Raw genomic sequence first — 15,337 nt, 5'->3', positions numbered from 1 at the left:
GAGCGAAGTGGCTAAGGTCCGGGTATACGAACTCGCCAAGGAGTTCGGAGTTGAGAGCAAGGTCGTCATGGCCAAGCTCCAGGAACTCGGTGAGTTCGTCCGTTCGGCGTCCTCGACGATCGAGGCGCCGGTTGTACGCAAGTTGACTGACGCACTGCAGGGGCCCGGCGGCAACGCCGGCAAGTCCGCTGCGAAGCCGGGCGCGCCCCGCAAGGCCGCGCCCGCCAAGCCCGGGGTTCCCACCCCCGGCGCCGTTGCACGTCCCGCTGCCCCCAAGCCCGGCGCCCCGGCCCCCAAGCCGGCCGCTGCCGAGGCTCCGGCCGCGCCCGCCCCGGTGACGCCGGCCGCCTCCGGCCCGCGTCCCGGCCCGAAGGCCCCGGCCGCCCCGAAGCCCGCTCCGGCGGCTCCCGTGGCGACCGAGTTCACCGCGCCCCCGTCGGCTCCGGCCGCCCCGGCGCGCGCCGAGCGCCCCGCCGGTCCGGGTGCGACCCCCGGCCCGCGTCCGGCGCAGCAGCGTCCCGCGGCCCCGGGTCAGTCCGGTGCCCGTCCCGGCGCCCCGCGTCCGGCCGGCGCCCCCGGTGCCCAGGGACAGCGTCCCGCCGGTGGCCCCGGTGGATCTCAGGCCCCGCGTCCCCAGGGCGCCCGTCCGGCCGGTCCCCGTCCGGGCAACAACCCCTTCACCTCCGGCGGCTCCACCGGTATGGCGCGCCCGCAGGCGCCCCGTCCGGCCGGTGCGCCCCGTCCCGGTGCCCCCGGCGCCGGCGGCGGCCAGGGTGCTCCGCGCCCGCAGGGTGGTCCCGGCGGCGCTCCGCGTCCGCAGGGTCCCGGCGGCGCCCGTCCGACCCCGGGCGGCATGCCCCGTCCGCAGGGCGGCGCCCCGCGTCCGGGTGGTGCTCCCGGTGGTAACCGTCCGAACCCGGGCATGATGCCGCAGCGTCCCGCTGCCGGTGGTCCCGGTCCCCGTCCCGGCGGCGGCCCCGGCGGCCGCGGTCCCGGTGCCGGTGGCCCGCGTCCCGGTGGCGCCGGTCGTCCCGGCGGCGGCTTCGCCGGCCGTCCGGCCGGTCCGGGCTCGCGTCCCGCGGGCGGCGGCGGCTTCGGCGGCCCGCGTCCCGGCGGCTTCGGCGGCGGTCCCGCCGGTGCCGGTGGCGGCGGCCGTCCCGGCTTCGGTGGCCGTCCCGGCGGTCCCGGTGCCCGTGGTGGCACGCAGGGTGCCTTCGGCCGTCCCGGCGGTCCGGCCCGTCGCGGCCGCAAGTCGAAGCGTCAGAGGCGCCAGGAGTACGAGGCCATGCAGGCCCCGTCCGTGGGCGGCGTGATGCTGCCCCGCGGCAACGGCGAGACCGTTCGCCTGTCGCGCGGTGCGTCCCTCACCGACTTCGCGGAGAAGATCAACGCCAACCCGGCGTCGCTGGTCGCGGTCATGATGAACCTCGGCGAGATGGTCACTGCCACGCAGTCCGTCTCCGACGAGACCCTCCAGCTCCTCGCCGGCGAGATGAACTACACCGTTCAGATCGTCAGCCCGGAGGAGGAGGACCGCGAGCTCCTGGAGACCTTCGACATCGAGTTCGGCGAGGACGAGGGCGGCGAGGAATTCCTCATGCCGCGTCCGCCGGTCGTGACCGTCATGGGTCACGTCGACCACGGTAAGACCCGACTGCTCGACGCCATCCGCAAGACGAACGTCGTTGCGGGCGAGGCCGGCGGCATCACCCAGCACATCGGTGCCTACCAGGTCTCCACCGAGGTGAACGACGAAGAGCGTCGCATCACCTTCATCGACACCCCGGGTCACGAGGCGTTCACCGCCATGCGTGCCCGTGGTGCCAAGTCGACCGACATCGCGATCCTCGTGGTCGCGGCCAACGACGGCGTCATGCCGCAGACGATCGAGGCGCTGAACCACGCCAAGGCCGCCGGCGTCCCGATCGTCGTCGCGGTCAACAAGATCGACGTCGAGGGTGCCGACCCGGTCAAGGTCCGCGGTCAGCTCACCGAGTTCGGTCTGGTCGCCGAGGAGTACGGCGGCGACACGATGTTCGTCGACATCTCCGCCAAGCAGGGTCTGCACATCGACTCCCTGCTGGAGGCCGTCGTCCTCACCGCCGACGCCTCGCTCGACCTGCGCGCCAACCCGGAGCAGGACGCTCAGGGTATTGCGATCGAGTCCCACCTCGACCGCGGCCGCGGTGCCGTCGCCACCGTCCTCGTCCAGCGCGGTACCCTCCGCGTCGGCGACACGATGGTCGTGGGCGACGCGTACGGCCGAGTCCGCGCGATGCTCGACGACAAGGGCAACAACGTCGAGGAAGCGGGTCCGTCGACCCCCGTCCTGGTCCTGGGTCTCACCAACGTCCCCGGCGCCGGCGACAACTTCCTCGTCGTCGACGAGGACCGTACGGCCCGTCAGATCGCCGAGAAGCGTGCTGCGCGCGAGCGCAACGCCAACTTCGCCAAGCGTGTCCGCCGGGTGTCCCTGGAAGACCTGGACTCGGTCCTCAAGGCCGGTCTGGTCCAGGAACTCAACCTCATCATCAAGGGCGACGCGTCCGGTGCGGTCGAGGCCCTGGAGTCCTCGCTGCTCCAGCTCGACGTCGGCGAAGAGGTGGACATCCGCGTCCTGCACCGCGGTGTGGGTGCGGTCACCGAGTCCGACATCGACCTGGCGATGGGCTCCGACGCCATCGTCATCGGCTACAACGTCCGTGCGGCCGGCCGTGCCGCGCAGATGGCGGAGCGCGAGGGCGTCGACGTCCGCTACTACTCGGTGATCTACCAGGCCATCGAGGAGATCGAGGCGGCCCTCAAGGGTCTGCTCAAGCCGGAGTACGAAGAGGTCGAGCTCGGTACGGCGGAGGTCCGCGAGATCTTCCGCTCGTCCAAGCTGGGCAACATCGCGGGTGTGCTCATCCGCTCCGGCGAGGTCAAGCGCAACACCAAGGCGCGGCTCCTGCGCGATGGCAAGGTCATCGCCGAGAACCTCACCATCTCCGGTCTGCGCCGCTTCAAGGACGACGTCACCGAGATCCGCGAGGGCTTCGAGGGTGGTATCAACCTCGGAAACTTCAACGACATCAAGGTCGACGACGTCATCGCGACGTACGAGATGCGCGAGAAGCCCCGCGCGTAAGCGCGAGGCACATCGCACGGTGTCGTAAGCCCGGGGCCGGTCGGCGGAATATCCGTCGATCGGCCCCGGCCGTTGCGTGTACGGTTCTGGTGATCCTGCCGCGCGACGGCCCGGCAGGCCACCTAACCCGCACCGGCGGGACATCCGGAACTGAATGTACGTGGGGACTCTGTCCTTCGACCTGCTCCTCGGCGACGTCCACTCGCTGAAGGAGAAACGCTCCGTGATCCGGCCCATCGTCGCCGAGCTCCAACGCAAGTTCTCCGTGAGCGCGGCCGAGGTGGGCCATCAGGATCTGCACCGCAGGGCCCGAATCGGGGTCGCTCTGGTGAGTGGGGACACGGGGTTCCTCTCGGACGTGCTGGACCGCTGCGAGCGGCTGGTCGCGGCGCGTCCGGAAGTGGAGCTGCTGTCGGTGAGACGGCAGCTGCACGGTGATGAAGACTGATAGCAAGACATAAGAAGGAGACGGACCAGTGGCCGACAATGCGCGGGCGAAGAAGCTGGCGGACCTCATCCGGGAGGTGGTGGCCGAGAAGCTGCAGCGTGGTGTCAAGGACCCCCGCCTCGGTACGCACGTGACCATCACGGACACCCGGGTCACCGGCGACCTGCGGGAGGCCACGGTCTTCTACACGGTGTACGGCGACGACGAGGATCGGGCCAGCGCGGCAGCGGGCCTGGAGAGCGCCAAGGGCGTACTGCGTTCCGCGGTCGGCCGGGCGGCGGGTACCAAGTTCACGCCGACCCTGACCTTCGTCGCGGACGCCCTCCCGGAGAACGCCAAGACCATCGAGGACCTCCTCGACAAGGCGCGCGCCTCCGACGCGCAGGTGCGCGAGGTGTCCTCCGGTGCCCAGTACGCCGGCGACGCCGACCCGTACAAGAAGCCGGGCGAGGACGACGAGGACGCAGCCGCGGAATGAGCAAGCACGCAGGCACGACGCCGGACGGCCTTGTCATCGTCGACAAGCCGTCCGGCTTCACTTCGCACGACGTGGTCGCCAAGATGCGCGGGATCGCCAAGACCCGCCGCGTCGGCCACGCCGGCACGCTCGACCCGATGGCGACGGGTGTGCTCGTCCTGGGCGTCGAGAAGGCCACCAAGCTCCTCGGCCACCTCGCGCTCACCGAGAAGGAATACCTCGGCACCATCCGCCTCGGCCAGAACACGCTGACGGACGACGCGGAGGGCGAGATCACCTCCAGCAGGGACGCCTCCGGGGTCACCCGCGAGGCCGTGGACGCGGGGATCGCCAAGCTGTCCGGCGAGATCATGCAGGTGCCGTCCAAGGTCAGCGCCATCAAGATCAAGGGCGTGCGCTCCTACAAGCGCGCGCGGGACGGCGAGGACTTCGACATCCCGGCCCGGCCGGTGACCATCTCGTCCTTCCAGGTGTACGACATGCGGGACGCGGAGGCCGAGGACGGCACCAAGGTCGTCGACCTGGTCGTCTCCGTCGTCTGCTCCAGCGGTACGTACATCCGCGCCCTGGCGCGCGACCTGGGCGCCGACCTCGGGGTCGGCGGGCACCTGACCGCGCTGCGGCGCACCCGGGTGGGCCCGTACAAGCTCGACCGGGCGCGGACCCTGGACCAGCTCCAGGAGGAGCTCACCGTCATGCCGATCGGCGAGGCGGCGGCCGCGGCCTTCCCCCGCTGGGACCTGGACGCGCGCCGGGCCTCGCTGCTCGCCAACGGCGTGCGCATCGAGATGCCGGACGCCTATCCGGCAGGCCGGCCCGTGGCCGTCTTCGGCCCCGAGGGCCGGCTGCTCGGGCTCGTGGAGAACAAGGGCGGCAAGGCCAAGTCGCTGGCCGTCTTCGCCTGATCCACAGTGACGCCCGATCCGCAGTGCCCCATCCGCAATGCCAGACCGCAATGACGTGGAGCGGTGAGCGCACATCACCCGCCGCTCACCGCTCCACGACCCCCCTCGGGTAGGTCTCTTTCCACCCGAGCCCCCGTATTCACCCGTCCGAGCAGGCGCGCGGAGTGACTGACGGAGCGCAAGGGGGCGCTTTCCGCCGTCGCATCCGCCGTGCGCCGTGGACCGCCGGGCCGCTGCGGCCACCGCTCGCGCGACGCCGTGTCGCCGAGATGACACAGAGCGCCGCGGACCCGGATACCGATGCGGGGCCCCGGGCACCGGCATGGCAGTCTTAGACCTGCAATCGGCAATCAGGACAGGGCATACAGGGCCTCAACGGTTCGGGCGAGGAGCGGTCACAGTGCAGCGCTGGCGTGGCTTGGAGGACATCCCCCAGGACTGGGGACGCAGCGTCGTCACCATCGGCTCCTACGACGGCGTGCACCGGGGTCATCAGCTGATCATCGGGCGTGCCGTCGCCACGGCGCGCGAGCTCGGCATCCCGTCCGTGGTCGTCACCTTCGACCCGCACCCCAGCGAGGTCGTGCGCCCCGGCAGCCACCCGCCGATCCTGGCCCCCTACGACCGTCGTGCCGAACTGATGGCCGAGCTGGGCGTCGACGCGCTGCTGGTCCTGCCCTTCACGGCGGAGTTCTCGCAGCTCTCCCCGGCCGACTTCATCGTCAAGGTGCTCGTCGACAAGCTGCACGCCCGCGCCGTCATCGAGGGCCCGAACTTCCGCTTCGGCCACCGGGCCGCCGGGAACGTCGACTTCCTCCGTGAACTGGGCTCCACGTACGACTACCAGGTCGAGGTCGTCGACCTGGTGGCGCGCGGCGAGGCGGGCGGCGGCGTGCCGTTCTCCTCGACGCTGGCCCGCAAGCTGGTCGCGGAGGGGGACGTGCAGGGCGCGGCCGAGGTGCTGGGCCGGCCACACCGGGTCGAGGGCGTCGTGGTCCGGGGTGCGCAGCGCGGCCGAGAACTCGGCTACCCGACGGCCAATGTCGAGACGCCGCCGCACACCGCCATCCCGGCGGACGGCGTGTACGCGGGCTGGCTCACGGCCAACGGCGAGCGGATGCCCGCGGCGATCTCGGTGGGGACGAACCTCCAGTTCGACGCCACCGAGCGGACCGTGGAGGCGTACGCGATCGACCGGGTCGGCCTCGACCTGTACGGCCTGCACGTGACCATCGACTTCCTCGCGTACGTGCGCGGGATGGCGAAGTTCGACTCGCTGGACGGCCTGCTGGAGGCCATCGCGGACGACGTGAAGCGGGCGCGCACGCTGACCGAGGCGTACGACGCCGAGCACTGAGCCGCGGCGGCGGACGCTGCTGCCGCGCCGGAACGCACGAGGGCCCGTACCTCCCCGCCGGGGGAGGTACGGGCCCTTCGCGCTGCCGTGGTCGGTCGGCCGGCTGGCCGGCTGGCCCGCTGCCGTCAGCCGAGGCGCGGGTCGCGCGGGGGCTGCTGCGGTGCCTGCGGTCCCTGCGGTCCCTGCGGGGCCTGGGGCTGTGGCTGTGGCTGTGGCTGGTGGGGCTGCTGCGGCTGCCAGGGCTGGCCGGGCTGGGGGTAGGGCTGGACGTACGGCTGCGGCGGCTGCTGGTACGGGGACGGGGCCTGCGGCTGGCCGTAGGGCTGCGCAGCGGGGTGCGGCTGCTGGGGCTGCTGCGGCTGCTGCGGCTGGTGGGGCTGCTGGGGGGCGCCCCAGTGGCCCTGGGGGGCCTGCTGGGCAGCCCGTACGAAGTCCTCCGCCACCAGGGCGGAGAGGTTGAAGTACGCCTCCCGGGTCTTGGGCCGCATGAGGTCGAGGTCGACCTCGGCACCGGCCGCGAGGTGCTCGTCGAACGGCACGACGACGACGCCCCGGCACCGCGTCTCGAAGTGCTGCACGATGTCTTCGATCTTGATCATCTTGCTGGTCTCACGGACCCCCGAGATGACGGTGAGGGAGCGCGAGACGAGGTCCCCGTACCCGTGCGCGGAGAGCCAGTCGAGCGTGGTGCTCGCGCTGCTGGCGCCGTCGACGGACGGGGTCGAGATGATGATCAGCTGATCGGCCAGGTCCAGGACCCCGCGCATGGCGGAGTAGAGGAGGCCCGTGCCCGAGTCGGTCAGGATGATCGGGTACTGGCGGCCGAGCGTCTCGATGACGCGGCGGTAGTCCTCGTCGTTGAAGGTCGTGGAAACGGCCGGGTCCACGTCGTTGGCGATGATCTCCAGGCCGGAAGGAGCCTGGGACGTGAACCGCCGGATGTCCATGTAGGAGTTCAGGTACGGGATCGCCTGGACCAGGTCCCGGATCGTGGCCCCGGTCTCGCGCCGGACGCGGCGGCCGAGGGTGCCGGCGTCCGGGTTGGCATCGATGGCCAGGATCTTGTCCTGGCGCTCGGTGGCCAGGGTGGCGCCGAGGGCGGTGGTGGTCGTGGTCTTGCCGACGCCGCCCTTGAGGCTGATGACGGCGATGCGGTAGCAGGACATCACCGGGGTGCGGATGAGCTCCAGCTTGCGCAGCCGCTCCGCTTCGGCGGCCTTGCCGCCGAAGCGGAAGCCGGAGCGCTGCGGCTTGGGCTTCTGCTTGCCGCGCAGCAGGCGGTCGGAGGACAGCTCGACGGCGGCGGTGTACCCGAGGGGCGCTCCGCCGGAGGCCGGGCCGGGCTGGTAGCGCGGGTCGTGCGGCTGCGGGCCCGGTGCCGGCTGGGGCGCGGGCGCCCACGGGGCGCCGGTGCGGGGGTCGACGTGGGGCGGGGCGGGTGCCGGAGCCGGCGCCGGAGCGGGGAACGCGTAGTCGTTCTGGGGCTGCTGCCGGGCCGGGCCGGGTGCCGGTGCCGGGGAGGTCGACGGGGGGAAGCCGTACCCGTTCTGCGGCTGCGGCTGCGGCTGCGACAGCTGGGCCGGGCCGGGTGCAGGGGAGGCCGGTGGCGGGAAGCCGTACCCGTTCTGCGGGGCGAACGACGGCGGCAGCGCGGGGAGTTCGCCGCCGGATCCCTCGAAGGAGGTCGCCACGGGCGGGTGAGGAGCATCCGCAGGACTGACGGGAGAAGGCGCCTCCGGAGCCGGAGCCTGAGCCGGTGCCGCGTAGGGCCCGGGCGCGGCGTCCGCCACCGGTTCGGCATCCGGTGCCGGTGTCGGCGCCGCGTACGGCGAGGGCACGGCGTCCGCGCCCGGGGGAGCGAAGGGCGCCGGGACGGCGTCCGCGACCGCTTCCGGGGTCGGGGGTGCCGGGGGCGTGAAGGGCGCGGGGGCCGCGTCCGTGACCGGGGCCGGGAAGGGTGCCGGGACGGGGTCCGTGACCGCTTCCGGGGTCGGGGGTGCCGGGGGCGTGAAGGGCGCGGGTGCGGCGTCCTCCACCGGCGCAGGCGCGGACCGCTGCTCCGCCGGGGGCTCCACGGCGGCGAACGGGATGGCCGTCCCGTCGGGCGGAGTGTCGTGCCGCTGGACCGGGACGGGCGCCTCGGCGGCGGGCTTCGCCAGGGCCACGGGCGCGGGCGCGGGCACGGGCGCCGGCGAAGGTGCGGGCGCGGCGTCGTCCACCGGGGCGCTCACGGGCGCGGGCGGCCCCGGCGGTTGCTCGGCCGGAGCCGCGGGCGGCGCAGGGGTACCCGCGTCGTCCGCCGGGGTGCGCGGGGCCGGAGGAGCGATCCGCATGGTCGGCGGCGAGCCCACATCCGAAGGGCTGTGGGGTTCGAAGCCGCTGCCCGCGGGCAGGTCGGGTACCGGCGTGGCCGGGGCCGCGCCCTGGGTGTACCAGGCCGGCGGGGTGTAGTCGATGGTGAACTCGCCCGTCATCTCGGGCTCCGCGTCGGACTGATCGTCCGTCGGGACGTCCCACGTCCCGCCGCGCCTCTCGTTCCGATCGCCGTTCACTGGTCCTCCTGGTCTGTCGAACACCGGTCCGGCGCCCACCTCGACGCCGCGCCCGCACTCAGCCTAATCGGGCCCTGAGGCCAGTGTCCGCCCCCGGTGGTCGCCGCACGGTGCCAGGGGCGGTCGGAGCCGGCTCCACGGGGCCGGCCGCGGCGGCCTCTCCCACGGGGCGGCCGCCCTCTGAGCGACCGTCACTGCCTTCCCGTTCCCGCGGTCAGTCGATGCGGCGGGAGGGCCCCAGGAGGTTGGTCTCCGCGTCGGTGCCCTGGGTCATGACGAACTGGCGGTCGCGCCCCGTGCACCAGAGCGTCACGCCGTCGCCCAGCGTCGGCAGGGAATCCACCGCCGCCTGCGGCAGGTTCATCAGCCGGCCGATCTGCTCCGCCTCGTCGGGGGACACCCGCTGCACGCCCACCAGTGAGGAGTTCTGCAGCAGCCGCGGCGCCGTCGGGCTCAGGTACGGCAGCAGCGTCAGCACCGACTGCCAGGGGCCCGCCACCACACGCCCGCGCGGCGGCCGCATCCCGCAGTCGCGGATCACCAGCACCGGGCTGCCCGCCGACGCGCCCTGCGGGGGCACCCGGCCCACCTCGTGCAGGGTCACACACTGCTGCCCGCCGCCCGCGGCCTGGGCCAGCCCGGACCAGACCGCCCCGCGGCCGGTTTCCACCGCGACCCGTGCACCCGTGGCCGCCGCGCGCAGCGCCAGGACCTGCGCGGTCCACAGGCCGCCGATCAGCGTCACCTCGTACGGCGTCGGCCGGTTGACGCCCAGCACCGCCGGCCGTCCCTCGGCGTCCACGCCGATGACGACCCCGTCGTCCCCGACGGGCAGGGCCAGCGCGTCCAGATCCGCCGCCGGCACGACGTGCCGCTCCCGGCGCGGGCCGATCAGCCCGAAGCCGCCCCTCATCGCGCCCCTCCCAGCGGCAGCGAAGCCAGCAGCCCCGGTACCTGTTCACGGTCGAGCCGGACCAGGCCGGTCCGTACGCCCCGGGCCGTCCGCTCCAGCTCCCGGCGGGCCGCCACCAGTTCCTCGTCGCTGCGGCCCGTCACCCGTACGTGACCGGTCAGGGTGACGCCCTGGCGCTCCGCCGGAGCCATCGTCAGGCTGAAGTTCGTCGCCAGGGCCGGAAGCGAGGTCAGCAGCGCCACGAACTGCGGCAGCGACGCCGCCCCGGCACCGCCCAGCTGCGGCCAGCGGCCTATCCAGTACGTGGTGTGCCGCCGGTCGTCGCAGCGCCAGATCCGCGCCGTCTCCTCCGTCCGGCGGCCGGTGCTCGACGAGCGGCCCGCCTGGGTGATCGCCATCGGGTTCGCGCACGAGGAGGTGGCCAGCGCGGCCGTAAGCTCCTGCTCCGTCAGCACCGTCGCCCGGAAGCCGGCCCCCGTCAGCCGGCTCGCCAACTGGTCGGCCGCCCGCACCACGCAGCGCTGCGCGCCCGCGAGCCCGCCGCCGCGCGCGGTGACCGCCTCGGGGCACAGCTCCGGGTCGAGCTTGAGCGCGATCCACGTCAGCCGCACCGCCGGAGTGCCCGTCTGGGCCTGCAGCGGCGCGTAGTTGCGCGTCGCCATCGACTGGGCCGGCAGGTGCGGTGCGGGCGCCGGCTGGGTGTGCTGCACCAGCTGCGCCGATTCCAGCCGGATGCCGTCCACTTCGAGGATGTCCCGGACGAGTGCAAGGGGCAGCGGCCGGGCACCGCGGTCGGGCCGCAGGGCCGTTGCGTCCATGTCGACCTGGACCACGGCCGTCAGGAAGGTCCCGTCGCCCACCATCCCGACCGGCCGCCGGTCGCGGTCGCTGAAGGTGAGGGTGCGCAGCGCGGGATCGGCCTCGACGAGCGGGGCCAGCCCGGGCTCGGTCCCGGCCGGGACCGCGAAAGCCGCGGCACGGCGCCTGCGCGCCCGCAGCGCGAGCGCGCCGCCGATCCACTCGGGCAGGGAGCGCTGGTGGCGGCGTACGACCGCGAGCACCACGAGGGCGAGGGCCAGGGCGCCGGCGGGAACCAGCAGCAGCGGCTCCACGACCCAGGCCACCAAGAGGGCGGCCGCGGCGACCTGCAGCAGCACGAGCTGTTGCAATCGGAACGGACCGAAGCGGCCAGGGCTCGACTTCGGATGCGGTGTCACCCCGCCGCGCACGGGTGCGGCCGCGCCGGTGCGCGGCTGCGTCGCGGTGGCCATCACTCGCCCACCTCCCCTTCCCGGGGCCAGACCCCGTGAGTACCGGAGCTGCGCGCCGCCCGCCGCGCGCTCCCGGAATCTCCCCAATCCATTCCCACAGCCCCGATGCCCCGAAGACCCTGAATAGTGCGGTCCGGAAGGAGTTGAGCGGCCGCCCCACCCTACCCGGCCCGTGCGCACCCTCCGTCAAGAGGCATAGTAGGTGCCCGGTCCGACAATCGAGGCCCGGGGACCGTAACCACCGACCGGGCCGTGCGGGGAGAAGCAGGCGGTCATGGCATCACGGCGTGATGAACTCAACGCGTACACCTTTGCGAAGCGGCGCACGGTGGCCGCGTTCCTCCAGCCCTCCGCGACGGGCTCCGAGGAAGGTGCGCCGCGCCCGCTGCGTGCGGTCCTGCCCGGAATGGTGGTGGGGGCACTGGTCCTCGCCGGATTCGGCGCCTGGGGCATGTTCAAGCCGCAGGCCCCCAAGGGCTGGGACGAGCCGGGGACGAAGGTCATCGTCGGCAAGCAGTCGACCACCCGGTACGTGGTGCTGACGACCAAGGTGAACGGCAAGGACCAGACCCGGCTGCACCCGGTGCTGAACCTGGCGTCCGCCCGACTCCTGCTGGATCCGCAGAAGTTCAAGGTCATCCAGGTCGAGGACAAGGTCCTGGACGCGGGCAAGCCGCCGCGCGGCCCCATCATCGGCATCCCGTACGCCCCGGACCGGCTGCCCGCGAAGGGGGACGCTGGCAAGGCCAAGCGCTGGGCCGTCTGCCAGGCGCCGGGCGGCAATTCCAAGACCGTGCAGACCGCCACCTTCGTGCTCGCCGACCGCGAGGCGGGGCTGATGGACGACGCCCGCAAGGTCACCGACAGCCAGATGCTGTACGTCCAGAGCACGGGCGCGGGCAAGGAGCGCTACCTGGTCGACGCGACGGGCCACAAGTACAAGTTCCCCGAAGGCACCGCGGACGCGGGCAAGATGACCAACGCGCTGGTCGGCAGCACCGGAGCCACCCCGCAGCAGGTCACGGAGCAGTGGCTGGCCACGCTCGACCCCGGCGACGACCTCGCCTTCCCGCAGCTGCCCGCCGCGGCCGGCACGAAGGCCGACGTCCAGGGCCTGACCAGCGCCGACAACAAGGTCGGCATGGTGCTGAAGGCGCAGACCGGGTCCGGTGCGCAGCACTACGTCGTGCTGCCCGGCAAGGTCGCCCCGGTCTCCGACTTCGTCGCCTGGCTGTTGATCTCCGCGCCCGCGACCGACGGCCTCAACATGCACGGCAAGCCGCGTGAGGTCGACCTCCAGTCGCTCAACCCGGACACCGCCCCCTTCAAGGGCGAGGCCAAGTGGCCGCAGAAGAAGTCGGAGCGGATCAACCAGACCGCACCCGCCGACGCAGCCACCACCGGATCCGCCGCGGGCGCCGGCGCCCGCGACACGATCTGCAACGTCCTGCGCTCCGTGGACGGCCAGGGCAACCAGACGCTCAGCACCTGGGCCGGCACCGGCTTCCCCATCGACATCACGGCCAGCGGTACGAGCGCCTACGTCACCCCGGGCTCCGGACTGCTCTACACCCAGGTCCAGGGCAAGCAGACCACCGCCGGGGGCGCCCTGTTCCTGGTCACCGACACCGGCCTGCGGTACGCCGTACAGGCCAACGGCGACAGCGACGCCGAGAAGTCGAAGATCGGCGCCCCCGACCAGCAGCAGGGCGCCGCGGGCGCCACCGGCACCGCGGACGGCCGCCCCGAGCCCAGCCAGGCGCAGGTCCGGCTCGGCTACGGAGGCGTCGTACCGGCCCTGGTGCCCATCGCCTGGTCGGAGTTCCTCTCCAAGGGGCCCCGCCTGGACACCAACTCGGCCCGCCAGCCGCAGGGTTCGTGAGGACACCGCCGATGCCCACTCCCACGTACCGGCGCGGCGCGCTCCTCGCCGCGGGCCTCACCCTTGCCGCGGTCTGCGCCGTGAACCCCGCGAACGCCGCTGCCACCGCGGCCGCGCCCCCGCAGCAGACACCGCCGCCCGCCCTGCTGCTCAGCGGCGGAGGCGAGTGCACCTTCCCCATGAAGAAGCAGATCGCCGACCGCCCCTGGGCCCTGCAGCGGCTCCTGCTCGATGCGCTCTGGGCGCAGACCAAGGGCAAGGACAAGGACGGCAAGAGCGTGCGCGTCGCCGTCATCGACACCGGCGTCGACCGGGCGAACCCGCAGCTCAGCGCCGCCGTCGACACGGGCGCCGGCAAGGACTTCCTCGACCCCAAGGGCGGCGACGGCACGATCGACACGGTCGGGCACGGCACGAAGGTCGCCGGGCTGATCGCGGCCCGCCCCCAGGAGGGCACGGGCTTCGTCGGGCTGGCACCGGAGGCCACGATCATCCCCATCCGGCAGAACGACGGACAGGGCAAGGGCAACGCCCTCAGCCTGGCCCAGGCCATCGACCACGCGGTCGCCAAGGGCGCCCAGGTGATCAACATCTCCCAGGACACCGACGCCGCGCTGAGCGCGGACTCCGAGCTCGGCAAGGCGGTCCAGAGGGCCATCGACCAGAAGATCGTGGTCGTGGCCTCCGCGGGCAACGACGGCATGACCGGCGAGAAGCACCGCACCTACCCGGCGGCCTTCCCCGGCGTCCTCGCGGTCGCCTCCTCGGACCGCAACAACGAGCGGGCCGCCTTCTCCCAGCCGGGCGACTTCATCGGGGTCGCGGCACCCGGCGTCGACATGGTCTCCACCGTCCCGGGCTTCGGCCAGTGCATCGACAACGGCACCAGCTTCTCGGCCCCGTACGTCGCCGGCGTCGCGGCCCTGCTGCGCGCCAAGCACCCCGAGTGGACGCCGCAGCAGGTCGTCTGGCAGATCGAGGGCACCGCCGAACGCTCCGTCAACGGCCGTGACGACTACGTCGGTTGGGGCGTCGTCGACCCGGTGCGCGCGCTCACCCAGGACCACGACACCCCGAAGGCGCCCGTCCCGGACCCCGGACCGCCCCCGGCGGCCGCCCCGGAGGCGGCGCCGATGCAGCTGTCGGAGACGGCGCAGGAGCGCGAGGAGCGGTTCGGGACGTACGCTCTGGGCATCGGGGGCGTGTTGATCGCGGTCATCACCGGTACGGCGACCGTCATCCGTGACGCACGGCGACGCCGTCGCCGTTTGCAGTGAACAGTCACAGTTCATCAACGGAAGCAGCCCACCGGTGTTGGGGCAGTGCGATGAACTGGCTAGAGTGACACCAGGCTTCACGACTGTGATCGGGGGATCGCGTGAAGCGGAGGGGGAGTTCCGGAAGCATGTGGCTCAAAACCGTGCCGGGAACGTCCGCTCTGCTGCGCAATCCGCCGGTTCTGCCGGCGAATTGAGAAGTGAGGAGCTTCGGATGAGCAACAATTTCGGTCTCGCAGACGATCCGATCGTCCAGGCGAAGAACAAGATCGAGACGACGGCCAACGCCGTCACCACCCAGTCCCGCGAGCTGGCCGACATCCTCGCCACGGTGAGCGCCGGCTGGACCGGTGTGGGTGCCTCGGGCTTCATCGACGCCCAGACGGTCGTGAACGAGGACCACGACGAGATCCGACGGCTGCTCGGAGTGCTGCACAACGCGGTCGCGCAGACCAAGAACCTGAGCAACGCCCAGGACGACGACGTGCGCGCGGCCTTCAAGGCCGTCCAGTCCTCCGGCGGCGGTTCGGGTTCGGGTCTCAACAGCATCTGACCTGACGTCGTCACGTCACGTCGTTCCCCACTCAGCCCCGCGCGAAGGAGAAGATCATGGCTGGTACCGACGGGCACACCCGGGTTCGGTATGAGAGCGTCCAGGAGATGGCCAACCGCATCCGGATCGTCTCGAAGAAGATCGTCACGGACCTCCAGGAGATGGACCAGGCCCTGAAGGTCGTGACCGACACCTGGGACGGTGAGGCGCACGCCGCCTACGTCACCCTCCAGGGGAAGTACAAGGCCAAGGCCGACCACATGCACCACCAGCTGGAAAAGGTCGCCACGCTCATCGAGCACGGCAAGGGCCAGTACCGGGCCACCGACGTGAAGGCCTCGCGCCTGTTCACCGAGGCCTACTGAGCCACCCGGGCCTCCCGGCCCACCGGGGCCTGCCGGGCCCTGCCGTACGTGACCACGGGGCGCGCCCGCATCGGGCGCGCCCCGTCGTCGTATCCGGAAGCGTCCGGCAGCGGCCTAGATGAATGAGTCCGATGTCTGTGCTGGTCGCGACCATGGCGAAGGGCGCCCGTTGGTCAGTGTGTGAAGACAAACCTGGACGCCCTTCTGGC

General features: G+C 72.6%; 12 protein-coding genes. 9 read left to right on the top strand and 3 right to left on the bottom strand.

From position 1 onward, the window contains the following. The first annotated feature begins 7 nt into the window (after nucleotides 1–7). The 5 genes from infB to AB0B01_RS23240 all read left to right on the top strand — a co-directional run bounded on the left by infB (nucleotide 8) and on the right by AB0B01_RS23240 (nucleotide 6,315). Nucleotides 8–3,127 (top strand): translation initiation factor IF-2, encoded by a 3,120-nt coding sequence (infB, locus tag AB0B01_RS23260; RefSeq protein ID WP_361722252.1) that lies wholly within the window; start codon nucleotides 8–10, stop codon nucleotides 3,125–3,127. Nucleotides 3,128–3,281: 154 nt separating this feature from the next. Beyond that, a complete protein-coding gene (locus AB0B01_RS23255; RefSeq protein WP_361722249.1) occupies nucleotides 3,282–3,575 on the top strand; it encodes a DUF503 domain-containing protein in 294 nt (97 codons plus the stop codon). Nucleotides 3,576–3,603: 28 nt separating this feature from the next. Next, complete coding sequence (gene rbfA / locus AB0B01_RS23250) at nucleotides 3,604–4,053, top strand: 30S ribosome-binding factor RbfA (RefSeq protein WP_030011581.1); 450 nt, start codon at nucleotides 3,604–3,606, stop codon at nucleotides 4,051–4,053. Then, nucleotides 4,050–4,958, top strand: a complete 909-nt coding sequence (gene truB / locus AB0B01_RS23245) for a tRNA pseudouridine(55) synthase TruB (protein ID WP_361722246.1) — start codon at nucleotides 4,050–4,052, stop codon at nucleotides 4,956–4,958. Before rbfA ends, truB begins: the two co-directional genes overlap by 4 nt. Before the next feature lie 400 nt (nucleotides 4,959–5,358). Continuing rightward, nucleotides 5,359–6,315 carry a bifunctional riboflavin kinase/FAD synthetase gene (locus AB0B01_RS23240; RefSeq protein ID WP_361722243.1) on the top strand — a complete coding sequence of 319 codons (957 nt, stop codon included), beginning with the start codon at nucleotides 5,359–5,361 and terminating at the stop codon, nucleotides 6,313–6,315. A 125-nt stretch (nucleotides 6,316–6,440) separates the two neighbouring features. Here AB0B01_RS23240 and AB0B01_RS23235 read toward each other — a convergent pair whose 3' ends face one another. The 3 genes from AB0B01_RS23235 to eccE form a co-directional block, all read right to left on the bottom strand. Then, a complete protein-coding gene (locus AB0B01_RS23235) occupies nucleotides 6,441–8,867 on the bottom strand; it encodes an SCO5717 family growth-regulating ATPase (protein WP_361722240.1) in 2,427 nt (808 codons plus the stop codon). A gap of 214 nt (nucleotides 8,868–9,081) precedes the next feature. Beyond that, a complete protein-coding gene (locus tag AB0B01_RS23230) occupies nucleotides 9,082–9,780 on the bottom strand; it encodes a hypothetical protein (protein WP_361722237.1) in 699 nt (232 codons plus the stop codon). Continuing rightward, complete coding sequence (gene eccE / locus AB0B01_RS23225; RefSeq protein ID WP_361722234.1) at nucleotides 9,777–11,051, bottom strand: type VII secretion protein EccE; 1,275 nt, start codon at nucleotides 11,049–11,051, stop codon at nucleotides 9,777–9,779. Before eccE ends, AB0B01_RS23230 begins: the two co-directional genes overlap by 4 nt. Nucleotides 11,052–11,325: 274 nt before the next feature. Between eccE and eccB the strand changes: the two genes are divergently transcribed. The 4 genes from eccB to AB0B01_RS23205 all read left to right on the top strand — a co-directional run bounded on the left by eccB (nucleotide 11,326) and on the right by AB0B01_RS23205 (nucleotide 15,128). Next, nucleotides 11,326–12,933 carry a type VII secretion protein EccB gene (eccB, locus tag AB0B01_RS23220; protein ID WP_361722231.1) on the top strand — a complete coding sequence of 536 codons (1,608 nt, stop codon included), beginning with the start codon at nucleotides 11,326–11,328 and terminating at the stop codon, nucleotides 12,931–12,933. 11 nt (nucleotides 12,934–12,944) lie between these two features. Further along, nucleotides 12,945–14,210 (top strand): type VII secretion-associated serine protease mycosin, encoded by a 1,266-nt coding sequence (mycP, locus tag AB0B01_RS23215; RefSeq protein ID WP_361722228.1) that lies wholly within the window; start codon nucleotides 12,945–12,947, stop codon nucleotides 14,208–14,210. Between the two features lie 214 nt (nucleotides 14,211–14,424). Continuing rightward, nucleotides 14,425–14,763, top strand: a complete 339-nt coding sequence (locus tag AB0B01_RS23210) for a hypothetical protein (protein WP_361722225.1) — start codon at nucleotides 14,425–14,427, stop codon at nucleotides 14,761–14,763. Between the two features lie 56 nt (nucleotides 14,764–14,819). Next, complete coding sequence (locus tag AB0B01_RS23205; protein WP_361722222.1) at nucleotides 14,820–15,128, top strand: WXG100 family type VII secretion target; 309 nt, start codon at nucleotides 14,820–14,822, stop codon at nucleotides 15,126–15,128. Nucleotides 15,129–15,337: the final 209 nt, after the last annotated feature.

It is taken from the genome of Streptomyces sp. NPDC044571, assembly GCF_040647115.1.
In the GTDB taxonomy this organism is placed as follows: Bacteria; Actinomycetota; Actinomycetes; order Streptomycetales; family Streptomycetaceae; genus Streptomyces.
The sequence above is the reverse complement of the archived record's forward strand: the minus strand, read 5'-3'. Positions and strand labels throughout refer to the sequence as shown.